A 22,227-nucleotide genomic window follows, 5' to 3' on the forward strand; every position below is an offset into this window, starting at 1 on the left:
GAGGCACAGGCATGACCGACATCACCAGGACAGACGTGCTTATTGTCGGGGCAGGGCCGGTCGGCCTGTTCGCCGTGTTCGAACTCGGCCTGTTCGACATGAAATGCCACCTGATCGACATTCTCGACCGGCCCGGCGGCCAATGCGCGGAACTCTATCCGGAAAAGCCGATCTACGACATTCCCGGCTGGCCTTCGATCTCGGCGCAGGGACTGGTCGACAAACTGCTCGAGCAGATCGCGCCATTCAAGCCTGATTTCACCTACAACCGCATGGTCTCCAGCCTGGAAAGACTGGAGGACGGCAGTTTTCGCGTCACCACCGACGAGAATGAGGTGTTCGAGGCCAAGGTGGTGGTGATTGCAGCCGGCGGCGGCTCCTTCCAGTCCAAGCGCCCGCCGATCCCGGGCATCGAGCCCTACGAAGGCAAGAGCGTCTTCTATTCGGTGCGCCGGATGGAGGATTTTCGCGACCACGACCTCGTCATTGTCGGCGGCGGCGACTCGGCGCTCGACTGGACACTCAACCTGCAGCCGGTGGCAAAGAGCGTGACGCTGGTGCACCGGCGGCCTGAGTTCCGCGCCGCGCCTGACAGCGTCAACAAGATGTATGCCATGCAGGAGATGAAGCAGCTGGAGTTCCAGGTCGGGCAGGTGACCGGATTGACCGGCGCCGACGGCCAGCTGTCATCGGCCACCATCAAGGGGCCGGATGGCGACGTCGAGGTGCCTTGCACGCGCATGCTGCCGTTCTTCGGCCTGACCATGAAGCTGGGTCCGATCGCGGAATGGGGCCTCAATCTTCACGAGAACCTCATTCCAGTGGATACCGAGAAGTTCCAGACATCGGTGCCAGGCATCTTCGCGGTCGGCGACATCAACTGGTATCCCGGCAAGCTGAAGCTGATCCTGTCGGGTTTCCACGAGGTGGCGCTGATGGCGCAGGCCGCCAAGCGCATCATCAGCCCTGGCGAGCGCATCGTCTTCCAGTACACGACCTCGTCGACCAGCCTGCAGAAGAAGCTCGGCGTCTCCGGCTAAAGCGCGTCGCGTTTGAACGGATTCAGCCGACGCGCTTTAGGTCTTTGTTTTATGCATGTCGTTCTCTCAAAACCGGGACCACTTTTGGGCGACATGCATTAGGTTTTACTCCGCGAGGATCGGAGCTGCATCGTCGGCATAACCGCGAAGCGCCTTTTCGGGCATCAGCGTCAGCGTGATCAGCCCCAGCAGCAATGTGGCGGCGGCGACGGCAAAGATCATCACGAACGGCTCGACCGATGCGGCATGGCCGGTAATCCGCACGCCTTCACCGGCAAGCGGCAGGCCATAGCCCAGAGCGACCGCGCCGAGCATCGCGACGCCCAGGGCACTGCCCAGCGAGCGCAGGAATGTCAGCACGCCCGTCGCGACGCCAAGATGCATGCGGTCGACGGCGTTCTGGACCGATACGGTGGTGACAGGGAACGTCGTTCCGGTCCCCAACCCGATGCAAATCGTCAAAACCTCTACTTCCAGCAGCGATGCATGCCCTGCGACAAGGGCCAGCAGGCAGAGGCAAACCATGCTGAAGAGGACGCCCACCATTGCAATGCGCTTGTAGTGGGTGAAGTGCGGTATCATACGCCCGCTGAACGCAGCGCCGCCGACGGTCCCCAGCAGAAGTCCTAGCATTGCGATGCCCGACTGGCTTGCTGACAGGCCGAGCACCGACTGGAGATAGACAGGCAGGTACACCGCCATGCCGACGCTTGCGGCCTGAAGCAGGAACATCGAAAGCGTGCCTGCCAGGACGATCGGATTGCCGAGCACTTCGAGCGAGATGAGCGGTTCGGCGGCTCGCATCAGCCGCAGGGCAAAAGCGCCCCAGAAAATCGCTGAGCCGCAGAGAACGCCGATGACCTCAAGCGAAATCCAGGGATAGGCGCTGCCGCCCCAATTCAATGCGAGGAGCAACAGCGCCGTGGCGATGATCAGAAGCAGGGCGCCCAGGCCGTCGATACGATGGTGCTTGGCGGCGATGGGCAGTTTCTTGAGCGGCTTGTTGATGATCGCCATCGCAAGAAAACCAAGCGGAATATTGATCCAGAAGATCAGCGACCAGTGCAGATGCTCGGCGAAGGTGCCGCCGAGCAACGGCCCGGCAATGCTGGCGACAGCCCATGTGCCGGAGAACCAGGCGGCATAACGTGCCCGCTCGCGTGGCGGAACGAGGTCGCCGACGACGGTCTGTGTCAAAGCGAACAAGCCGCCGCCACCGGCGCCCTGGATCGCCCGCCCGACAACCAGCACAAACATGTTGGGGGCCATCGCGCTGACCAGCGATCCCGCCAGAAAGATCAGGATCGCGGCATAGACGGTCGGCCGGCGGCCATAGACATCGGAGATCTTGCCATAGAGCGGAGCCACGGCGGTTGCGGTCAGCAGGTAGCCGGTGACGATCCATGGCAGATATTGTGCGTTTCCGAGCGCATGCCCGATGGTCGGCATGGCTGGTGCGACGATGGTCTGATCGAGTGCCGCCAACAGCATCGACAGGAGCACGCCGCCGATGATGGCGTTCTTTTCGCGCTCGGTTAGCGGCGTGCCAGTTTCCACCATCGTTTTGTTGTCGACAGCCTGGTCCATGATCGTTCATCCGTAAGCTTGCGATCTGCCGGCGCTGTTTGGCCGTTCCGGTCCTTTGACCGTCTTGATCGCATTGGCGTTTTGAGCTCGCGTGTTTTGAGTTCGCGTCTGGCGAGCCTGATATATGTCGTCCCATATAGGCCGATTTCGACAGGGGCTCGAAAGTTTTTCGAAACTGGCACTACGCTTCGGCGAATTTGGCTTTCGTCAGTTCGAGTGCGTTCAGGCCGGCGGCAGTTGGCCGTTCCCGATGCGCTCCATCCGGTAGCGCAGCAGCCTCAGGATGCGGCTTTCGAAATTGACGCTTTCGACACGGTCGAACTGGACTTGGGCCCGGTCGTGGCTGGCCAGAACAGCCGCAGTGATTGCGGCGGCCTTGGCCTTGGCGGCGTCGCAGTTCTTTTGCGGATAGGTGGCTTTCAGGGCCTCTTCGAGTTCGCGGCCATGGTTCTTGGCGATCTCGACATGGCGCTCCTCATGGCGCTTGATGTCGGCGGACAGCGTATCCCAGAACAGCCTGACATCGGCATCGGCCTTGCGCGGACGGCGCCACTCCGGAAGGATCACCTTCACCTTGACGGTCACTGCAGCGTCGGCGATCCGGCAGGAGTTCGATGTCTGTGCATAGCTGATGCGGGTGGTGAAGGCCATCTGGGTGGCGCCGGGGTGCCGCGTGCCCGTGCTTTTCACCTCCGGCCCGCGTTTGGAAAGCTGTGCCTCGATGTCTTCCAGCGTACTGCCGCCAATGGCGAAGTAGCTGTACGTCTTGACGAGATTGGCCGCACTCGCCGGGAGCGGGGTCACGGCGAGCAGCAGCGCGCAAGCCAAGGATTGTTTCATGCCGGGCATGGATCGCTTCATCATGTTGCCTCTTCGACCACCTTGCTTTACGGCCGTTGCCGGCGCAACGGAATTGATCCGCCAGGGATCACACATGGTTGATGAGCAATGACGGCTAGGCAATGGCAGTTGGCACATGGACGCCATCTCGACCTTGGCGGCAAGGCGGTGGTCGTCGGCATCCTCAACGTCACGCCCGACAGCTTTTCCGACGGCGGCCTGTTCGACGCCCCCGAAAAAGCGCTGGTTCAGGCACGGCGCATGATCGGGGAAGGGGCGCTGGTCGTCGATGTCGGCGGCGAATCGACCCGCCCCGGTGCCGCCGCGGTATCGGCCAGCCAGGAACAGGCCCGCATCCTGCCGGTGATCGAAGCGCTGGCGGGCGCCGGCGAGGTGCTGATTTCGGTCGACACCTATCGCGCCGAAACGGCGCGGCTTGCGGTTGCCGCCGGTGCGCATATCGTCAACGATGTCTGGGGTTTGCAGCGCGAGCCCGACATCGCGCGTGTCGCGGCCGATACCGGCGCCGGGCTTGTCATCATGCATACCGGGCGAGATCGCCAGAAGCTGCCGGATGTGATTGCCGATCAGCTGGCATTCCTGCGGAAATCGCTCGAAATCGCGCGCCAGAACGGCGTTGCCGACGACCATATCGTGCTCGATCCCGGATTCGGCTTCGCCAAGGAGACGGCGGAGGAAAATCTCGACCTGATGGCTCGCTTTTCGGAGTTGCATACGCTCGGCTTGCCGCTGATGGCCGGTACGTCGCGAAAGCGCTTCATCGGGAACGTCACCGGCCGCGATGCGGCCGACAGAGGTGTTGGAACAGCGGCGACCAGCGTCATCTTGCGGCTCAAGGGCGCCGATCTGTTTCGCGTCCACGATGTCGCATTCAACGTGGACGCATTGGCGCTCGCAGATGCTATGCTGGCGCGTCAAACCGACCGGGCGAGAAACTGAGCGATGTACGTCATCCGCATGAAGAACTGCGCTTTCTTTGCCCGGCACGGCGTGCTGGACGAGGAGGAAAGGCTCGGCCAGCGCTTCTATGTCGATGCAGCTCTCACCGTCGATCCCGGCCGGGCGCTTGTCGAGGATTCCATCGAGGACACCGTCAACTACGGCATTGCGTTCACGGTGATCGAAAAGATCATCACCGGGCAGCGCCGTTTCCTGATCGAGTCCCTGGCGCTCGAGGTCGCCCGTGCGCTGACGACGCGTTTTCCGCAGATCAAGAAAGCCGAGATCACGGTGCGCAAGCCGAACGCCCCGGTACCCGGCGTGCTCGATTACGTCGAGGTGACCGTTGTCTGGCCCGAATAGCACGGTCTATCTCAGCCTTGGCGGCAATCTTGGCGACCCGGCGAAATCAATGGGCGCGGCGCTGCGCATGCTGGATGCCGACGCGGACACGCGCGTCACCGGCGTCTCGTCGCTCTACCGTACGCCGCCCTGGGGCAAGCTCGATCAGCCGGACTTTCTCAACGCGGCTGCGGAAATTTCCACCGGACTTGCGCCGCGTGCCTTGCTCGACCTTTGCCTCGATGCTGAGCGCAGACTGAAGCGGGTGCGCGAGGAGCGCTGGGGGCCGCGGCTGATCGACATCGACATTCTGGTGTTCGGCGACCGCGTCATCCACGAGACCGGTCTGGAGGTGCCGCATCCGCGCATGCTGGAGCGTGCCTTTGTGCTGGCGCCGCTGGCAGAGATCGCACCCGGCCTGGTTATCAGTGGCCGCAGCATCACGGACCGGTTGGTCGCCGTCGACACCTCCGGCATCGAGCGCTTGTCATCCGGCCGGGATTGGTGGTTGGCCTAGGTGCGTTGATATTCAGGTGATGCCGGCCTGCAAACGGCGAGTTCCTGCGCTTCCGGTGCTCACGTAGCCAAAAGTACGCTCCGCTCCGGTTCTCGTACCCCACCGTTTTCGACGCGGCCTGACCTGAATCTCAACACACCTTGGAGCGGGCGGCAGCGTAGTCTTTAACCCGAGAATCCGCCGCCATCCAGGAACGTCTGCTCCTGCGGCGTGGCTTCGCGGCCAAGCATTTTGTTTCGGTGCGGAAAACGACCGAAATTCTGAATGATATCGCGGTGTTCGACAGCATATTTGAGATAGGGTTCGGCCCTGGCCTGGGTGAGATCGACCGATATATGCTGGTCGGCGAGCAGTTCCGAATGCTCGTATGGCAGATAGAGGAAGACGCGGATTTCTTGCTCGAGCGCCAGATCATGGCCGGCGGCGATCGCCTTTGCGGCAAAATATCTGGCGAGCGGGTCGGTCGCGTACATGTGGCCGGTGCCGCGAAAGCAGTTCCGTGGGAACTGGTCGAGCAGGATCATCAGCGCCAGCGCGCCTTCGGCATGCTCCAGCCAGCCGTCGCATTCACGCCGCGCGGCGGCATAGTGCAGATCGAGAAAGCGGTCGCGGAAGTCGGCATCGAAGGCCTCATTCTTCTCGAACCACGCGTCCTCGCCGGCATCGCGCCAGAATTTGGTGACCGACAGGGCTCTGCTGTCCAATTCCATGCCTCGTTCCTTGCTCAGTCGGCGGGTTCGGATTTGTGCAAGACGCCGGCGGTCTCTTCGTTGAGCGCCTGACCAGGGCGGCGCGGCGTGGAGAGCGGTGTGGGAATCGGCGTGCCGATATTGCCCCTCAGGAAGCGTTGTCCGGCGCGAATGCCTTCGGCAAGCTGGGTTTCGAAGCGGTCGGTGTCGCGGCGCCTGACGTCTTCGATCGTTTCAGCCACGTCTTCGGGATCGACACCCAGTGATTCCAGCGCCGAGCCGCCGAAAACAAGGGCGGATTCGAAGGTTTCACGCAGTTGATAGTCGACGCCGGCGCGAATGAGCTGCAGCGCGGTACCGCGATCGAAAGCGCGTGCCAGCACGGTGAGCAAAGGAAACTCTGCCTTGATGAGTTCCGCGATGCGGACGGCGGCATCGGCCTTGTCGACGCAGATCAGCACGGCGCGCGCCCGGCCGGCGCCGGCGGCATGCAGGATGTCCAGCCGCGTGCCGTCGCCATAATAGACCTTGAAGCCGAAATCGGCCGCCGCCTGGATCATTTCGACATCATTGTCGATGATCGAGACGTCGATGCCGCGCAGCAGCAGCGGCTGGCTGGCGATCTGGCCGAAGCGGCCGAAACCGATGACCAGCACGCTGCCGGTCAGGCCATCGGCGACATCGACCCCGTCGAGCGACTGCTCGTCGCGCGGTGTCAGATAGCGCAGCGCGATGATCGCCAGCGGCGTCAGCACCATGGAGATGATGACGATCGCCGTCAGCGTCGCGTTGGCGTTGCCGTCGATGATGCCGACTGCCGCGGCCGCCGAATAAAGGACGAACGCGAATTCGCCGCCTTGCGCCATGAAGACCGCGCGCTCAAGCGCTTCGCGGTGGCCTGACTTCAGGATACGGGCGACGATGTAGATGCCGAACGCCTTCATCACCATGTAGGCGACGACATAGATGGCGATCAGCCGCCAGTTCGCGGCGACCACGTGCAGGTCGAGCGACATGCCGACGGCAAGGAAGAACAGACCGAGCAGGATGCCGCGGAAGGGTTCGATGTCGGCTTCGAGCTGATGGCGGAAGGTCGATTCGGACAAAAGCACGCCGGCCAGGAAGGCGCCCATCGCCATCGACAGGCCGCTGAGTTGCATGGCGAGCGCGGATCCCAGAACGACCAGAAGTGCCGCCGCCGTCATCACCTCACGGGCACGGGCATCTGCCAGGATGCGGAAGAACGGATTGAGCAGATACCGGCCGGCCACCACCAGGCCGACGATCGCGGCGAGGCCAATGCCGACCTCGGTCAGCCGCTCCGACAGGCTGGTGTCGGCACCACCGGGCGCCAGAAACGCGATCAGGGCCAGCAACGGCACGATGGCCAGATCCTCGAGCAGCAGGACCGATACGATGCGCTGGCCTTTCGGTGCTGCGATTTCGCCGCGTTCCTCGAGAAGCTGCATGACGATCGCCGTCGAAGTCAGCACGAAGCCGGCGCCGGCGACGAAGGATTGCGCGATCGGAAACCCTCCCGCCACGCCGACACCGGTCAGCAGCAGCGCGCAGACGCCGACCTGCAGCGCGCCGAGGCCGAAGATCTCGCGGCGCAGGCCCCACAGCCGCGACGGCTGCATTTCCAGCCCGATGATGAACAGGAACATTACCACGCCGAGCTCGGCGACATGAAGAATGGCTTCCGATTCGGAAAAGACGCCGAGGCCGAATGGGCCGATGACCACGCCCGCGGCCAGATAGCCGAGGATCGAGCCGAGGCCCATGCGCTTGAAGATCGGAACGGCGACGACGCCGGCCGCAAGCAGCGCCACCACTTGAACCAGATCGCTGCTCGATGCCTCTACCGCCATGCCGCCATTCCGCTTGTTCGAGGGCCGATTCGTTCATTTAGATTACTACAGCATCTTCTTGGGCTCATAATCTCAGTTTGTTCTCATTAAACCTATGGTCTGGAAGCGTTTTGTCGCCGCCCCAAAGGACTGCCAGACACGCGCTGGCGCATTCCTGCGTTTAACCCGTCCTATTCACGAGCGGCCTGGTTCCTTGCCGCTTGGCGTTCGGTCATGAAGGTGTGAGGCGTCTTTTTCACCGCAGCTGAGACTGGACTTTGGAACGCGCTGGAGGGTCAAGGTATCGGGTTCGGTGGGGCTTTGATGCCCCGGCGCTCATGGCCCTGCGGGCTGCAGCGTGATGGCGATCGTTCGGAACAGACTTGCTTCGGGACAGGCGGCGGCGAAGGCCAGACGGATGCGCGAGACGGTTTCGGTGACGCGGGCGCCGAGCTTGAGAAGCCTGAGCCGCAGTGTAGAGAACTCGGCGTTGCACAGATGATGGGTCGTGGGCACTGCCTCGCGCAGGGTGAGCATCAACCAGTATGCGGCGGTGTGCAGGACGAGACGGACCTGGTTGGCAATCGGTGAGCGGCAGCTGGTGCGGTCGGAGGCGAGCTGGCTCTTGTGCATCTTGATCAGGTTTTCGGCCTGGCCGCGGGCGCAGTAGATCACATCGTAGACATGCTCGGCGGAGCCTTTGTCGAGATTGGTGACGACGAAGCGGATGTCGAGGCCGAGGGTGGTTGCCTCGATGCGGGCGCAGGCGCGGCGTTCCGTCCTCCAGGATTTCGCCTTGTATCGGGTCTCGGCATAGCCGCGCAGCACCGGCTTCTGCTCGAGCGCGCGGCGGGTGCGGATATCGTCGGCGGCTTCATCAACGAGACGCTGGAGAACCTTGTTGCCGGGCAATCCGAAGAGGTAGTCGACCGCATTGTCCTCGCACCATGCCATGACTTGCGCCCGGCCATAGTGGCCATCGCCGCGGATCAGAATGCGGGTGGTCGGCCAGCGGGCGCGGATGCGCCGGACAAGCCGGCGCAGATGGCCGCGGATCTCCTTGCCCGCCGGGGTCCTGCCAGGACGCAGGATCATGGCGACCGGGCGTCCTGTCGCGGCGTCGTAGATGTGGATCGGCAGGAAGCAACGCTCGTCGTAATGGGCGTTGAACAGCGAGAGCTGCTGATGGCCGTGAACGACATCCACCGTGTCGTCGATGTCGAGCGTGACGCTTTTGGGCGGCGCGGCATAGCTCGACAGCCACAGATCGACCAGCACCCAGCCGAGCCGGATGACGGTGCGCAGGTCGGGCAGGTTCTCGAGGCGCGAGCATGTCGGCTGCGAGCACAGATCAATCCCGCTGTCGGGCAGCCGCCCGCAGGCGAGCTTGAAGGCCGGGTCGGTGCGCAGCCGGTCGAGATCGTTGGCATCCTCGTAGCCGCATGCGATCGCAAAGATGCGGGCGCGCACAATGTCGGCCATGGCGTGCGTCACCCGCGCTGGATCGCGCGGATCGTGGATCGCGGCGGCCAGCCTGTCGGCCAGTTGCAGGCGTCGCTCGGCCGCTGCCAAAAGCATGACGCCACCATCCGAGGTGATGCGTCCGCCGTCAAACGCAGCTGTGATCTTCTTGCGTCCAACGGCTGGAAATGAGAGCGGCAGCAACGTATCATCGGTCATGGCGGGTGTGGCTCGCGAGAGGCGGTGGCAGGGTTGGCTTAGACAACCGAATCCTACGCTAAATCAATCGCTTAGGCTACATCCGCCAACCTCTCAGACGCAACGTCGTGCATAAGACGGGTTAAGTACGGCGCGCGCTGAAAGTGGCCGGAAAGACGATTGTGTAGAACAGGTCGGGGCAAACGCCTCAGGTCTCCGCTTGCCTGCCGGACGTTCGGTATCTATAATTATGAAATGCCTGACTATTCGTCCCGACCGTCTTCGGCGCCACATATTCCGATGGATGCGCTCAGCGAAGTCCTACAAGACTTTCGCTTGAGTGGCGTCAGCTATGGCCGCTGCGAGCTTCGACATCCATGGAGCATCGCCTTCCCGGAACAACCGCTGCTTCGTTTTCACTTTGTCGGTCAGGGTCCATGCTGGATCCATAGCGAAGCGCAAGGCTGGCAGGAGTTGCGCGATGGCGATCTGGCGCTGCTGCCGCAAGGCATCGCCCATCGGCTGGCCAGCGCGCCGGACGTTGCAGGCGGCTCGCTCGATGATTGCCAGGTGACCAAGTTGGGAAGCAACGTCTGCGAAGTGGTACGGGAAGGCACAGGCGCGACAAGCACCCTCTTCTGCGGCTCCATGGCCTTGGGCGCCTGTGCGCTTAACCCATTGATCATGTTGATGCCGCCTATCATCAAGGGTTGCGACGTGGCCGGCAATGACCCGGTCGTTGGTCCTTTGCTGGCGGCTATGACCGTGGAGGCCGCGCAACCGCAGATGGGCAGCGCCACCATCTTGTCGCGTATGGCGGACTTGCTGACAGCCCGGCTCATTCGCTGCTGGGTCAATTGCACGGGAGCCTCGACCACCGGTTGGCTCGCAGCCATCCGCGACCCTCATATTGGCCGCGCTCTGGCAGCCATGCACCGAGACCCCGGCCATAACTGGACGCTGGAAAGCCTCGCCAGCCTGGCAGGCCAATCGCGCTCGATTTTCGCCGAACGCTTCAGCGCTGTATTGGGGGAGGGTGCTGCACGCTATCTCGCCCGTCTGCGCATGCAGCTTGCCCGCGAGTTGTTAGGGCAAAACGGCTTGTCGGTGGCCGAGGTCGCTACCCGTTTAGGCTATGATTCCGAGGCATCCTTCGCTCGCGCGTTCAAGCGCATCACCAGTGTCTCGCCGGGCGTTGTGCGTCGCACAATTCCCGGACGAATAGACATGAATTTCGGATTTTGAGGTACATATCATCCGAAGTGGCTCGTCTATGAAGACCTCCAAACTTTGGAGATCTTTCCGTGACAGACACAACATTACAGCTTGAAGACGCGGCGATAGACGTCGATGCCGGTGCGCCAGCCGCGTGGAGCGCAGCCACCTGGTTCGCGGTCGTTTCATTGGCGGCCACCAGCTTTGCCCTGGTGTCGGCCGAATTCCTGCCCGCAGGTCTGCTGACGCCAATGGCACGCGATCTCGGCATCAGCGAGGGGACGGCCGGGCAGGTCGTCACCGCCACCGCTTCCGTCGGCGCCGTGACGGCCATGTTGAGCAATGTTCTCATCGGCCGATTGAACCGCAAGACGGTGCTGGTTGGCCTTAGCGCCTTGGCAGTCGGTTCCAATGTTCTCGCAGCGCTGGCGCCCAATTTCTGGCTGTTGTTGCTGGGCCGGGCCGGGCTGGGAATCGCTCTCAGCGCTTTCTGGGCACTTTCGGTCGCCGTCGTGGCAAGGCTGGTTGGCGCGAATGCGACAGGGCGGGGCATGGCTATCGTCACCCTCGGCGTCTCGCTCGCAACCATTGCCGCACCGTCGATGGGCGCGTTGATCAGCGACTGGCTGGGTTGGCGCAGCGCCATGGCCATGACAGCGGGGTTGGCCTTGCTTGCCATGCTGCTGCAATTGCTTAGTCTGCCGACCTTGCCTGCAACAGCAAGCAATAGTCTTGCAGACGTCCTTCGGCTGACACGGCGGCGTGGCATTCAACTCGGTATGCTTGCTATCCTTTTGCTGATGACGGGGCATTTTGCCGGCTCGGTTTATGTGCGTCCTTTCCTCGAACACGTGACTCTCCTTGCAACCGGGCCAATTGCCCTGGCGTTGCTGGGATTTGGCATCGCCGCTGTGATCGGCAACATTGCCGGTGGCCGCATGGCCGACGCCAATATCCACGTTGCTCTCGTGGCTACCGCCGCATTGATGGCGTTTGCGGCGCTGGCATTGGTTCTCTGGGGCGTGCACATTGGCGTTGCCTTTGGCTTCGCTACGCTGTGGGGCTTCGCCTTCGGCATGGCGCCGGTGGTGCTGCCGACAAATTTGTCTCGCGCAGCTCCTGACGCGCTGGAAGCGGCGGGCAGCCTGATGGTCGCCTCTTTCCAGATCGCCATCACCATCGGCGCGGTTGTCGGCGGCTATGTTGTGGACACCTATGGCCCTACAGCGCCTTTGACTCTGACTGCTATCCTTGCCGCATCGACAGCCGTCTTGGCGCTGCTGCAGCCACGCAGCTGAACTTTGCTGCCGCCGACACAATAGCCTGAATCCTGCCGCTGGCGATGTTGCAGGCGCGATACACAAGTTGACACCGGGAACACGTTGCATCTTGCCACAATCGAAGGCTAAGGACGCTCGGCTTCGGCCATTGGAGGGTGAGCGACGATCAAGTCGCGCCCTTTTGAGGAGATGACTGACATGAAGAAGTTTTTGTTTGTTGCCGTCGGCCTGGCGGTGCTTGCCGGTTCGGCTTGCTCGAAGGCGCCTGAGTGCACGGCGGAGATCGCGACCAAGAAGGCGCAGGACATGGCTGCCGCGCTGCAGGAAGCGATCACCAAGGACCCGTCCAAGGCGGCTGATCTGACCGCCAAGGTCCAGGCGGTGACAACCAAGTATCAGGGCGCCACGACGTTGGCCGACGCCTGCAAGGCGTATGACGAAGTGACGGCCGCAATCAAGGGCTAACGCCCTGATTCTACCGGTTCAAACGAGGCGGCGACCGTTGGGTCGCCGCTTCTTTGTTTTCAGGGATCGATGATTGTTCAGTTCGGCGTGATGGAGCCGACTTCGACGGCGTCGACGCGCTTCAGGCTCATGCCGATCACCGGCACCAACTGGTCGTCGACGCGCACTGCAATGGTCACCGTCATCGAATTGTCGTCGGGGATGCGAGCCTGCATGACGCCGCGCAGCTGGTTGCGGTTGATGGTGAAGACCACCTTGCGGGCATCGACGACGTTGCCGCCGATGATGTCGAGGCCCGAACCGGTCGCGCCACCCATGAAGCTGCCCTTGTAGCCCTCGCGGCCCTTGCGCTCGATCTTGGCCGACATCGGCTGGGTGAACATGCCGACCCGGCAGCCGCCGTCGAGCGACATGCCGACCTTGCCGTCCGGCGTCGAGCCGGTGAAGCTGCAGTTGAACTTGGTGCCCTTGTACTTGCCGGCGACGATTTCGCCGGGACCGATCCATTTGCCTTCCGCCGACTGGAAGAACTGCTTGTCCGGCTCCGCCGCGGAGGCCGCTCCGGCAATGCCGACGAGAGCTGTGATCACGGTTGCCAGGGGCAGGACGCTGGATAGTATTACACTTTTCATCGACGACACCCGGCAACAAAGAGGCTGTTTGGAACCCGTCTGACCATGAACAAGATTGGTTAATGCTTCGTCACCGCGGCGCCGCCGCAAAGCAGTCCGGTGACAATTCCGCAGGTCCAAACGCTCCAGCCCGGCTCACTTGCCGGACGAGGTTGTTTCACCATCTTTCCTGGTTGCAAACGATGTCAGCGCCGAGAGGAAATCGCCCAGTCCGGGACGCTTCGCGGCGCTGAAGGGCAGGGGGCGCGCCGTCTCCATCGCCGCGATGCCGATGCGCGCCGTCATCATGCCGTTGACGACGCCCTCGCCGAGCTTGGCCGAAAGGCGCGCCGCCAGGCCGTGACCAACGATCTGCTGGACGAAACTGTCGCCGACCGCGATCGAACCGGTGACCGCCAGATGCGCCAGCACGCTGCGCGCCAGGCGGAAGAAACCCAGCGTTCCTGGCCGTCCGCCATAGAGCTCCGACAGGCGGCGAATGAGCCGCCCGGCCTCGAACACGACGTAGGCGACATCGACAAGTGCGCGCGGACTGACCGCCGTCACCAGCGAGACGCGTTTGGCGGCCTCGAGAATCATCACCCTTGCCTTGGCATCGAGTGGCCCGAGAATTTCGGCTTCGGCCAGACGCACCAGGTTACCGCCGTCGATGATTTCGCCGCGCAGTTCGGCCAGCGCGCGCCGGCCGGCCGCGGTCTCGGGTTTGGCCGCGACAAAGGCCGACAATTCGTCGACGACCGATCGTGCCGCCTTGGGATCGTCACGGGCGATCGCATCGAGCGCCCGCTTCTGTAGCTTTTCGACCTCGGCGAGGCGGGCGATGGCCAGGAACTCGCGAATCAGGATCACCACAAGCGCCAGCACGGCGATGGCGGCCATGCCCGCGGCCAGCCAGCCCAGCCATTCGGCGCGTGCAAAGAGGTCGCGTATGAGCTGATCGGTCCACAGGCCGACAGCCAGCGAAACCAGCACACCAAAGGCGCCGAAGAAGATGCTGCCAAGCAGCGAGCGTTTCCTGGGGGCGACGGCCGGTGGCGGCTCCGCGGCAATGATGTCAGGCTCGTCGAAGACGTCGACTTCCGCCGGTATGACCATCGCGACATCGGTCTTCATCGCGCGGGGTTTGCGCTGGGTGTCGGCCTGGACACGGCTACCGGTCTGGGCGCGGTGCGTCTCCGGCGCTTCTTGTCTCGATGTGGCTTCCGGCTCGATGCGGAATGCAGCCGGCTTGCGGGGCGCGGTCATGCCAGATGATCTCCGATCAGGAACTGCAAGGCACGGTCGAGCCTGATATGCGGCAGCGACAGCGTAACGCCTTCGGCCGTGCGTTCGAGCTTTGGGGGACGGAAACGGACGAAGCGGATCGCCGGGTCCGCGGAGTCCTGCTTGTGATCGGCTCCCGAAACATCGAAAACAGCATCAATGTTTTCCGGTAAGTCACCGGGAAATATGGCTGTTTCTGTCTTTCCATCAAAGGTTTCACCGTTGATCCTCTCGCCGGCGATCGGCGTGCCGATGATGACGGGAAGCGTCTCCCGGCCCTGCTTGACGGTGCCTTCGCGCGTCGCGCGCACCGCCGCCATGGCCACGACATCGACATCGGCGCCGGTGAAATTCGCCCGGGCCACGGCGCGGTCGGCAAGCCGCCGCACGATCGCCTGCAGGCGGTCATGGCTTTCGTGATGCAGATGGTCGGCCTTGGTCGCGGCAACCAGTATGCGGTCGATGCGCCGCGAGAACAGGTCGGTGAGGAAGCTGCCCCGGCCGGGACGGAAACAGCTGAGGATCTCGGTCACCGCGCGCTCCAGGTCGGCCATGGCGCCGGGGCCGGCATTCAGCGCCTGCATGGCGTCGATCAGCACAATCTGGCGATCGAGGCGGGTGATGTGTTCGCGGAAGAAGGGTTTGACGACATGCGTCTTATAGGCCTCGTAGCGCCTGTCCATCATGGCGTGCAGCGACCCTGGGCGCGGACGCCTGTCGCCAATCCCAGCCAGGGGCGCGAAGGTCAGCGCCGGCGAGCCTTCGAGATCGCCGGGCATCAGGAAGCGGCCGGGCGGCAAGGTCGAAAGCGCGCGCTCGTCGAGCTTGCACGCCTTCAGATAGGCGGCGAAGCTCTCGGCCAACCGGCGCGCCGTCATTTCGTCGGCATCGGCGTTCGGGTCGATCCCGGCCGACAGCCCTCGCCAGGCCTGCGACAGGTCCTCGCGCACCGGCAGAACGGCCATTTCGAAGGCTTCGTGCGAAAAATCGGCGAAGGATTTGCCGAGCAGCGGCAGATCGAGCAGCCATTCGCCGGGATAATCAACGATATCGACCGACAGTCTGCCTGAGGAAAACATGCGGCTCCAGCCGGAGGCCGATTCATATTCGATGGTCAGCCGCAGTTCCGAAATGGCGCGCGTCGAATCGGGCCAGGCGCGGTCGTTGACCAGAGCGGCGATGTGATCCTCGTACTGGAAGCGCGGCACGGCGTCGTCCGGCTGCTGCTCGAGAAAGGCGCGGGCGATGCGCCCCGATTTCTGCGCCTCGAACAGCGGCAGGCGCCCGCCATGGATCAGATTGTGGACAAGGGCCGATATGAACACCGTCTTGCCGGCGCGGGACAATCCGGTCACGCCGAGGCGCAGCGATGGGGAAAAAGCCCGGTGGCGCGGCCCGATAGCGTGTCGAGGGCAATCCTCGCCTCGTCGGTGAAGGTGGTCAGCGATGATGCCAAAATATGCTCTCTCGGACTTCGGTCCGTCCGATATAGGCTCTGTATCAGGGCTTTGAAATGGCTTCAGAGATCGGCCGGCGTCAGGAACGCTTCGAGATAGCCGGCGCCCTGGGCGGCTTTTGCGAGGTCACCGTCGAAGCGCACGACCGCCAGGCCCGAGGTCGGGAACCCATGGTTGAGCGTGACCCGCGCCGTCTCTTCGCCGTCGCCCGAAACCGCCATGGCAAGATCTTCCGTCATCGGGTTGTGGCCGATGACCAGCAATGAACCCACCCCGCCATTGTCCCTGATAAGGTGGAGGTAACCGGCCGCGTCCGCGCTGTAGAGCGTGTCGAAGAACAGGACCCGGCCGGTGTCGGTCTGGCCGGCCAGGCCTTCCAGCGTCTCCTTGGCACGTTTGGCATTGGAGCACAGCGTCAGGTCCGGAACATAGAAGCGGGAGCGCATGGCGGCGCCCATCATTTCGGCATCGGCGCGGCCGGATGCATCGAGCGGGCGATCGAAATCGCGCATGCCGGGCAGCGCCCAGCCAGCCTTGGCATGTCGCAACAAATAAAGCCTGCTCACCCAACCTCCGAATGCCGAAGCCTTCCGGGATTAGCCACGAGAACGGCGTTGCGCACAATGGCCCGTGTGCTTCGAACACAGCGAATCACCATGCTGTGGTGCCGCAGAAGCGCCTGTGCATCGGCCCGAAGATCACGGTCGATCTTCGGAAAGCATGTTTCGCCGGATCCAAAGTGTCGCAGCGTAGTTTGGTACCAAAGCGACCGTACGCTGCTGCAAAGGCGCGCGCCGGTGCACATTAACAATTGCGTGAGACAGCGGCCGATTGCGCTTGTGCAGGCGTCGGGCGACGAATATATAGGCGCAAAATTTGGGGCAGTTTGGGTGAGTCGAATGAACGACATCGTTACCGCCGATTACGTACCCTCCGAAGACGAGCCGTTCATGAACGAGCGGCAGAAATCCTACTTCCGCTCAAAGCTCGTCACCTGGAAGAACGACATATTGCGCGAAGCGCGCGAAACACTGGAAATCCTGCAGCAAGAGAACGCCAACCACCCCGATCTGGCCGATCGCGCCTCTTCGGAAACCGACCGTGCCATCGAACTCAGGGCCCGCGACCGTCAGCGAAAGCTCATTGCGAAGATCGATTCCGCCCTGCAGCGGATCGACGAAGGCACCTACGGCTATTGCGAGGAAACCGGCGAGCCGATCGCGCTGAAGCGGCTCGATGCGCGTCCGATCGCGACGTTGTCGATCGAAGCGCAGGAGCGGCATGAGCGCCGCGAAAAAGTCTACCGCGACGACTGAGGGCCAAGGTCGGCAGCGCACGACCAGCCGTCATGAGCGACGTTGATTTTGAAATGGCCGGTTTTCCGGCCATTTCTTTTGGCGCGGCATCCACCGTTCAGGCGCACGAAATCCACAAGCCCTTGACGTATGGGCCTTCCAAAAGGTGGTTCGGCAGCCAAACCGGTTATGATTTTCGCGTGGGGTAGCGACTCAGCGGCCGCTCATCTCTTCTGGCTGGAGAGTTCGCCGAGAAGCTTGGTCATTTCATCGTCGAGCGATTGCGGCGCCTTCGCCACCGGTTTGCCCACCGGGCCGCCCGAACGGGGCTGGTCGAGCGACACTTCGAGTTCCCTCATCAGCGTGTCGTCGATGCTGTCCTGCACAGGTGGAGGCGGTGGCGCGTGCCTGACGACATTGGCATTGGCGGAGCCGTATGCGGGCAGCGGCGTGACATTGGTCGGCTGGTAGCTTTGCTGCGCCACCGGCTTTGGCGCGGGTGCCGGTGCCGGTGCCATTTGGCGCGGGCGGGCGGGCGGCGCCGTGTTCACCGGCTGCGGAGCGGGTGCCTGTCTTGCCGGCGGTGGAGCGGGTTGCGGCGGACGCGGCCTTGCTGCCGGAGCCGCGGTGGCCGGGACCGGCTGCAAGCCGCCGTCTCCGGTCAGTGCCGGACGGCGTAGCGCCGAAAGACGGATATCGCGCTCGACGACGACGTCGGTCGGGCCGCCGATCAAGAGCAAGTGCTCGATGTCGTCGCGGCGCACCAGCACCAGCCGGCGATGGCTGTCGACGGCGGTGGCATCCATGACAGCCAGCCGCGTCTTGCGGTTCCGGCCGCCGGCAACGAAGGTTCCGAACGTCAGATTGCGCACCAGCTTGATGATGATGAGAACGATGACCAGCAGGACAAGTGCTGCAAACGTCCACAACAGTGCTGCGGCATAACCAGGGCCCGCCACGCTATCCAGCCATTGCATCGGTTACCCCTGATTGCCCTTGGAAGTGATGCGACACTAGACCGTTGCGGCGGGCCACCGCAAGTTGCGTTTCACGCTGGTGAACAGCTAGAAAAACTCCGAAGGCCGCAAGACATCATTTTTATCCGACATTTGCCGCCCAGGCCTTTTCCGGACTAGGAGAATGTGATTCAACCCGGTACGGGCGGGTGTCGGAACACCGGAATTCACGAGCAGGGGGCATATGGCCAAGGAAGCGCGCGGCGATTTCTATCCGGTACCGATCGTCGACCAGAATACGCGACCGGGCGCGGTCACCCGGCTTATCATTTTCATCGTCGTTCTGACGGGGGCGGCGATCGTCTTCGGCCTGTTCCGCGAGCGCCTCGGCGATCCTTTCCTGCTCGGCATGCTCGGCGTGCTGGCGATGATCGGCGTCGGCTTCCTGTTTGCCACGGCGATCGGCTTCGTGCAGGTCACGCCGCGTTCGACAGGCGATGAACTGTCTAAATCCTTTGTCGATTCGATGTCGCAGGGCCTTCTCGTCACCGACACCAAGGGCCGTGTCGTCTACGCCAATCGCGCCTATGCCGACATGACCGGAGCGTCGTCGGCGGCCGACCTGAAGACGGTCGAGGGGTTGCTCTCGGATGTTCCCGAAGCTTCGGTGACGATCTATCGCCTGGCCTCGGGCCTGCGCGACGCCCAACCGGGCGACGGCGAGTTTCGGCTCGCGCAATCCATTCGGCCCGGCGCCGAGCCCGGCGCCCGCTGGTACAGGGCGCGGGCGCGCACCTTCAGCGTTCCGGGCCAGCGGCTGCCGATGCTGGCCTGGCAATTGGCCGACATCTCGCAGGAGCGGGCCGAGCAGGAGCGTTTCTTCCTCGATTTGCAAAAGGCGATCGACCATCTCGACCACGCGCCTGCCGGCTTCTTTTCGGCCGACCAGGAGGGCCGCGTCACCTACATCAACGCCACGCTCGCCGAATGGCTGGGCATCGACCTCACCAGCTTCACGCCCGGCGCCGTCTCTCTTTCGGAGATCGTCGCCGGCGACGGCATGGCGCTGGTCCGCTCGGTCAAGGCCGATCCCGGCACGACACGCAACGCGGTGATCGATCTCGATTTGACGACGATGACGGGCGAGGCGCTGCCGGTGCGCTTCATGCATCGCGTTTCGGCCAGCCGCGAAGGCCTCAACGGGCCGACGCGCACGATCGTGCTCAACCGTACGCAAGGCGAGGACTCCTCGGCCGATTTGCGGGCCTCGGAAGTGCGCTTCACCCGCTTCTTCAACTCGACACCGATGGCGATAGCGGGCGTCGACCACAACGGGCGCATCCTGCGCACCAACGCGCCGTTCCTGTCGCTGTTTTCATCCGTCGTCGATCGCGACGCCGTCGATCGCCGTGTGCGGCTCGACACGGTGATCCATGAACGCGACCGGCCGGCCTTCGCGGCTGCCTTCGAAAAGGCGCAGCAGCGGCAGGCCGATATCGAGCCGATCGACACGCTTCTGCCCGGCAACGACGACCGGCACATCCGTTTCTACGTCAACGCGGTCGCCGACGGCACCGGCGGCGAGGGTGCCGAGGAGTCGGCCATCGTCTACGCCGTCGAGACGACGGAGCAGAAGGCGCTCGAAGGGCAGATGGCGCAAAGCCAGAAGATGCAGGCGGTCGGCCAGCTTGCCGGCGGCATCGCGCATGATTTCAACAATGTTCTGACCGCCATCATCATGGCGTCGGACCTTTGTTGACCAACCACCGTCCATCCGACCCGTCCTTCCCCGACATCATGAACATCAAGCAGAACGCCAACCGGGCGGCTTCGCTGGTGCGGCAGCTGCTCGCCTTCTCGCGCAAGCAGACATTGCGGCCGGAAGTGCTCAACCTGACCGACGTGCTCGCCGATCTCAGGATGCTGCTGGCCCGTCTTGTGGGTAACGACATCAAGCTGAAGGTCGACCATGGCCGCGACCTGTGGCCGGTCAAGGTCGATATCGGGCAGTTCGAACAGGTGGTGGTCAACCTTGCGGTCAACGCGCGCGACGCAATGCCGGCGGGTGGCGATCTCACCGTGCGCACCCGCAATGTGACCGCCGACGAGTGCAAGGCCTTTTCCTACCGCGAACTCACCCCGGCGGACTATGTCGTGGTCGAAGTCGAGGACACCGGCAGCGGTATCGCGCCTGACGTGCTGAAGAAGATTTTCGAGCCCTTCTTCACGACGAAGGAAGTCGGCAAGGGCACCGGCCTTGGCCTGTCTATGGTCTACGGCATCATCAAGCAGACCGGCGGCTTCATCTTCTGCGATTCCGAAGTCGGCAAAGGCTCGACTTTCCGCATTTTCCTGCCGCGTCATATTGCGGAAGCGAAAAAAGCAGGAGAGCCCGGCGATGTGCCGGCGGCCCCGGCAAAGATCGCCGATGCGGCCAAGGATCTGTCCGGCTCGGCCACGGTGCTGCTCGTCGAAGACGAGGATGCCGTGCGCATGGGCGGCATGCGGGCGCTGACCTCGCGCGGCTACACCGTGCACGAGGCGTCGTCGGGCGTCGAGGCGCTGGAAGTGTTCGAGGCGCTGGGCGGCAAGGTCGACATCGTCGTTTCCGATGTGGTGATGCCGGAAATGGACGGACCGACGCTGCTTGGTGAATTGCGCAAGCGCCAGCCGGATATCAAGTTCGTTTTCGTGTCCGGTTATGCCGAGGACGCGTTCGCCAGAAACCTGCCGGCCGACGCGCATTTCGGCTTCCTGCCGAAGCCGTTCTCGCTCAAGCAACTGGCGACGATCGTCAAGGACGTGCTGGAGTCCTAGAACTTCCTTCAGTTCTTTCCTTGCGCTGCGCCGCGACAACGCCATGATTGCGGGTGAAACGGCAGGCGGCTTGGGGGAGCAACTGGTGACGCCACACAATGAAGCGGACAAGGACGACTACGCCGACACAGTGTTGTTGCCGGGTGATCCGCAGCGCGCCCAGTGGATGGCGCAAACGTTTCTGGAGGCGCCGCGCTGCATCAATCGCCGACGCGGCGCGCTTGGCTTCACCGGGCTGTTTGGCGGCAAACCCGTCAGCATTCAGGCGACGGGCATCGGCGTTTCATCGTTTCTGATCTATGCGCATGAATTGCTGGAGCATTTTGGTGCGCGAACATTGATCCGCACCGGCACCTGCGGCAGCCTGACCGCCACGGCAAAACTGCGCAGCCTTGTCATCTCGCAATCGGCACAGGCGGAGAGCGCCCAGAGCGGTCAGGTTTTCGGCCTTTATGGAGCCGCCGGCCCGGATCCGGCGCTTCTCGCCTGCGCGCTGGCCAAGGCAGCAGAGCTTGGCATCGACCATCATGCCGGCCTGACGGTTTGCAGCGACATCTTCTATCACCCTGACGGACGCGGCCGCTTTGCCGACGCGCAGGCGGCCGGAGCTCTGGCCGTGGATATGGAGACCAGCGCACTCTATCGCATATCAGAGCATTTCGGGGCTCGTGCGCTGTCGATGTGTGTCGTGGTCGACAACATCGAGACCGGTGAACTGACCGATTATTCCGAGCGCCAGGCGCTTTTCACCGACATGAGCCGTCTGGCGCTCGCTGTCGCTGTGGAAGCGGGCTAGAGCATTTCACCGTTTCACGGAAACGGCGAGCTGCTCTAACTCTTTGTTTGACGCAATTCTGGACGGAAAACCGCTTTACACTTTTCCTAGAATTGCTCTAGGCGGCTTCGCGCTTCGGCACCATCTGCTCATCCATCCCCGGCCGGTGGCCGCGCAGGTAGAGTGCGCAGGTGGTGCGCAGCATCGACGCAAAGTTTGGAATGGCGCCGTTGATCTCGATGGCTTCGTCGTAAAGTTTCGAGATGAATTTTGGCGTCGTCAAACCCTGGTTTTCGGCGATTTCGTCCAGCAAAGCCCAGAATGTCGCTTCAAGCTGGATGCTGGTCGAGTGGCCGTCGATGCGAATCGACCGGTTGATCTGGCGATAGCCTTCGGGATCCTGGCCCGCAAAAACCCTGCACATCCGACAAACCTCCCATGATTGTTGGTCTTGGGTGGACGGGCGTTCAGCCTGACACTGCTCAACCTGTCCCCACATGCATTGTCGGGCAAAATTGGTGGAACGGCAATCGGACTTTCGTCCGCGTCGCCGAAGCAGGACAATTCACGAGCCTTGAGCGTGGTAAC

20 protein-coding genes and 2 pseudogenes are annotated in these 22,227 nt (G+C 63.0%); 11 read left to right on the forward strand and 11 right to left on the reverse strand.

Features of this window, described 5'->3' with window-relative positions:
* Positions 1–11: 11 nt before the first annotated feature.
* On the forward strand, positions 12–1,040 hold the full coding sequence (locus tag HB777_10965) for an NAD(P)/FAD-dependent oxidoreductase (protein ID QND64378.1): 1,029 nt from the start codon (positions 12–14) through the stop codon (positions 1,038–1,040).
* Positions 1,041–1,145: 105 nt separating this feature from the next.
* On the opposite strand, the gene HB777_10970 is transcribed toward HB777_10965, so the two are convergent.
* Together HB777_10970 and HB777_10975 are read right to left on the reverse strand one after the other, a co-directional pair.
* A complete protein-coding gene (locus HB777_10970; GenBank protein ID QND64379.1) occupies positions 1,146–2,627 on the reverse strand; it encodes an MFS transporter in 1,482 nt (493 codons plus the stop codon).
* A gap of 222 nt (positions 2,628–2,849) precedes the next feature.
* The gene (locus HB777_10975) at positions 2,850–3,467 is read right to left on the reverse strand and encodes a DUF922 domain-containing protein (GenBank protein ID QND68735.1); all 618 of its coding nucleotides are present in this window, start codon (positions 3,465–3,467) and stop codon (positions 2,850–2,852) included.
* A gap of 108 nt (positions 3,468–3,575) precedes the next feature.
* Between HB777_10975 and folP the strand changes: the two genes are divergently transcribed.
* From folP to folK, 3 genes are read left to right on the forward strand one after another with little or no spacing between them, the layout of a single operon-like run.
* Positions 3,576–4,427, forward strand: coding sequence for a dihydropteroate synthase (folP, locus tag HB777_10980; GenBank protein QND64380.1), 852 nt, complete (start codon positions 3,576–3,578; stop codon positions 4,425–4,427).
* A 3-nt stretch (positions 4,428–4,430) separates the two neighbouring features.
* Complete coding sequence (folB, locus tag HB777_10985) at positions 4,431–4,790, forward strand: dihydroneopterin aldolase (GenBank protein QND64381.1); 360 nt, start codon at positions 4,431–4,433, stop codon at positions 4,788–4,790.
* Positions 4,774–5,286 carry a 2-amino-4-hydroxy-6-hydroxymethyldihydropteridine diphosphokinase gene (gene folK / locus HB777_10990; GenBank protein ID QND64382.1) on the forward strand — a complete coding sequence of 171 codons (513 nt, stop codon included), beginning with the start codon at positions 4,774–4,776 and terminating at the stop codon, positions 5,284–5,286. The genes folB and folK overlap by 17 nt, the downstream gene beginning before the upstream one ends.
* A gap of 164 nt (positions 5,287–5,450) precedes the next feature.
* Here folK and HB777_10995 read toward each other — a convergent pair whose 3' ends face one another.
* From HB777_10995 to HB777_11005, 3 genes are all read right to left on the reverse strand, one after another.
* Positions 5,451–5,996: a DUF924 family protein gene (locus HB777_10995; protein ID QND64383.1), complete on the reverse strand. Its 546-nt coding sequence runs from the start codon at positions 5,994–5,996 to the stop codon at positions 5,451–5,453.
* A gap of 14 nt (positions 5,997–6,010) precedes the next feature.
* Positions 6,011–7,846: a potassium transporter gene (locus tag HB777_11000; protein QND64384.1), complete on the reverse strand. Its 1,836-nt coding sequence runs from the start codon at positions 7,844–7,846 to the stop codon at positions 6,011–6,013.
* A 315-nt stretch (positions 7,847–8,161) separates the two neighbouring features.
* Positions 8,162–9,505: an IS1380 family transposase gene (locus tag HB777_11005; GenBank protein ID QND64385.1), complete on the reverse strand. Its 1,344-nt coding sequence runs from the start codon at positions 9,503–9,505 to the stop codon at positions 8,162–8,164.
* A 279-nt stretch (positions 9,506–9,784) separates the two neighbouring features.
* Here HB777_11005 and HB777_11010 point away from each other — a divergent pair, with 279 nt between their 5' ends.
* The 3 genes from HB777_11010 to HB777_11020 all read left to right on the forward strand — a co-directional run bounded on the left by HB777_11010 (position 9,785) and on the right by HB777_11020 (position 12,444).
* Positions 9,785–10,729 (forward strand): AraC family transcriptional regulator, encoded by a 945-nt coding sequence (locus HB777_11010; protein ID QND68736.1) that lies wholly within the window; start codon positions 9,785–9,787, stop codon positions 10,727–10,729.
* Between the two features lie 59 nt (positions 10,730–10,788).
* On the forward strand, positions 10,789–11,997 hold the full coding sequence (locus HB777_11015) for an MFS transporter (protein QND64386.1): 1,209 nt from the start codon (positions 10,789–10,791) through the stop codon (positions 11,995–11,997).
* A 180-nt stretch (positions 11,998–12,177) separates the two neighbouring features.
* Positions 12,178–12,444, forward strand: coding sequence for a hypothetical protein (locus tag HB777_11020; GenBank protein ID QND64387.1), 267 nt, complete (start codon positions 12,178–12,180; stop codon positions 12,442–12,444).
* Between the two features lie 77 nt (positions 12,445–12,521).
* On the opposite strand, the gene HB777_11025 is transcribed toward HB777_11020, so the two are convergent.
* The 4 genes and pseudogenes from HB777_11025 to HB777_11040 form a co-directional block, all read right to left on the reverse strand.
* The gene (locus tag HB777_11025) at positions 12,522–13,076 is read right to left on the reverse strand and encodes a hypothetical protein (GenBank protein QND64388.1); all 555 of its coding nucleotides are present in this window, start codon (positions 13,074–13,076) and stop codon (positions 12,522–12,524) included.
* A gap of 135 nt (positions 13,077–13,211) precedes the next feature.
* Positions 13,212–14,321 (reverse strand): TIGR01620 family protein, encoded by a 1,110-nt coding sequence (locus HB777_11030; GenBank protein ID QND64389.1) that lies wholly within the window; start codon positions 14,319–14,321, stop codon positions 13,212–13,214.
* Positions 14,318–15,795: pseudogene (locus HB777_11035) on the reverse strand (GTP-binding protein YcjX). Before HB777_11035 ends, HB777_11030 begins: the two are co-directional and overlap by 4 nt.
* A 63-nt stretch (positions 15,796–15,858) precedes the next feature.
* A complete protein-coding gene (locus HB777_11040; protein QND64390.1) occupies positions 15,859–16,362 on the reverse strand; it encodes a histidine phosphatase family protein in 504 nt (167 codons plus the stop codon).
* Between the two features lie 333 nt (positions 16,363–16,695).
* Here HB777_11040 and dksA point away from each other — a divergent pair, with 333 nt between their 5' ends.
* Both dksA and HB777_11050 read left to right on the forward strand, forming a co-directional pair.
* Entirely contained in the window at positions 16,696–17,112 is a 417-nt protein-coding gene (dksA, locus tag HB777_11045) for an RNA polymerase-binding protein DksA (protein ID QND64391.1), read from the forward strand.
* A gap of 32 nt (positions 17,113–17,144) precedes the next feature.
* Positions 17,145–17,300 carry a hypothetical protein gene (locus HB777_11050; protein QND64392.1) on the forward strand — a complete coding sequence of 52 codons (156 nt, stop codon included), beginning with the start codon at positions 17,145–17,147 and terminating at the stop codon, positions 17,298–17,300.
* A 15-nt stretch (positions 17,301–17,315) separates the two neighbouring features.
* Here the strand turns inward: HB777_11050 and HB777_11055 are convergent, their stop codons facing one another.
* Entirely contained in the window at positions 17,316–18,068 is a 753-nt protein-coding gene (locus HB777_11055) for a hypothetical protein (GenBank protein QND64393.1), read from the reverse strand.
* Between the two features lie 223 nt (positions 18,069–18,291).
* Between HB777_11055 and HB777_11060 the strand changes: the two are divergent.
* Both HB777_11060 and HB777_11065 read left to right on the forward strand, forming a co-directional pair.
* Positions 18,292–20,864, forward strand: a pseudogene (locus HB777_11060) (response regulator).
* 85 nt (positions 20,865–20,949) lie between these two features.
* Complete coding sequence (locus tag HB777_11065; protein ID QND64394.1) at positions 20,950–21,660, forward strand: purine-nucleoside phosphorylase; 711 nt, start codon at positions 20,950–20,952, stop codon at positions 21,658–21,660.
* A 97-nt stretch (positions 21,661–21,757) separates the two neighbouring features.
* Here the strand turns inward: HB777_11065 and HB777_11070 are convergent, their stop codons facing one another.
* Positions 21,758–22,063: a ribbon-helix-helix domain-containing protein gene (locus tag HB777_11070; protein ID QND64395.1), complete on the reverse strand. Its 306-nt coding sequence runs from the start codon at positions 22,061–22,063 to the stop codon at positions 21,758–21,760.
* Between the last annotated feature and the right edge of the window lie 164 nt (positions 22,064–22,227).

The organism is Mesorhizobium loti, assembly GCA_014189435.1.
GTDB classification, from domain to species: domain Bacteria; phylum Pseudomonadota; class Alphaproteobacteria; order Rhizobiales; family Rhizobiaceae; genus Mesorhizobium; species Mesorhizobium loti_G.

Bases quoted from the DNA above. Each gene is read 5' to 3' on its own strand.
- HB777_10975 (QND68735.1), bottom strand. From the start codon at position 3,467: ATGAAACAATCCTTGGCTTGCGCGCTGCTGCTCGCCGTGACCCCGCTC.
- HB777_11025 (QND64388.1), bottom strand. From the start codon at position 13,076: ATGAAAAGTGTAATACTATCCAGCGTCCTGCCCCTGGCAACCGTGATC.
- HB777_11010 (QND68736.1), top strand. From the start codon at position 9,785: ATGGATGCGCTCAGCGAAGTCCTACAAGACTTTCGCTTGAGTGGCGTC.
- folP (QND64380.1), top strand. From the start codon at position 3,576: ATGACGGCTAGGCAATGGCAGTTGGCACATGGACGCCATCTCGACCTT.
- HB777_10965 (QND64378.1), top strand. From the start codon at position 12: ATGACCGACATCACCAGGACAGACGTGCTTATTGTCGGGGCAGGGCCG.
- HB777_11000 (QND64384.1), bottom strand. From the start codon at position 7,846: ATGGCGGTAGAGGCATCGAGCAGCGATCTGGTTCAAGTGGTGGCGCTG.
- HB777_10970 (QND64379.1), bottom strand. From the start codon at position 2,627: ATGGACCAGGCTGTCGACAACAAAACGATGGTGGAAACTGGCACGCCG.
- HB777_10995 (QND64383.1), bottom strand. From the start codon at position 5,996: ATGGAATTGGACAGCAGAGCCCTGTCGGTCACCAAATTCTGGCGCGAT.
- HB777_11055 (QND64393.1), bottom strand. From the start codon at position 18,068: ATGCAATGGCTGGATAGCGTGGCGGGCCCTGGTTATGCCGCAGCACTG.
- folB (QND64381.1), top strand. From the start codon at position 4,431: ATGTACGTCATCCGCATGAAGAACTGCGCTTTCTTTGCCCGGCACGGC.
- HB777_11050 (QND64392.1), top strand. From the start codon at position 17,145: ATGAGCGACGTTGATTTTGAAATGGCCGGTTTTCCGGCCATTTCTTTT.
- HB777_11020 (QND64387.1), top strand. From the start codon at position 12,178: ATGAAGAAGTTTTTGTTTGTTGCCGTCGGCCTGGCGGTGCTTGCCGGT.
- dksA (QND64391.1), top strand. From the start codon at position 16,696: ATGAACGACATCGTTACCGCCGATTACGTACCCTCCGAAGACGAGCCG.
- HB777_11070 (QND64395.1), bottom strand. From the start codon at position 22,063: ATGTGCAGGGTTTTTGCGGGCCAGGATCCCGAAGGCTATCGCCAGATC.
- HB777_11030 (QND64389.1), bottom strand. From the start codon at position 14,321: ATGACCGCGCCCCGCAAGCCGGCTGCATTCCGCATCGAGCCGGAAGCC.
- HB777_11005 (QND64385.1), bottom strand. From the start codon at position 9,505: ATGACCGATGATACGTTGCTGCCGCTCTCATTTCCAGCCGTTGGACGC.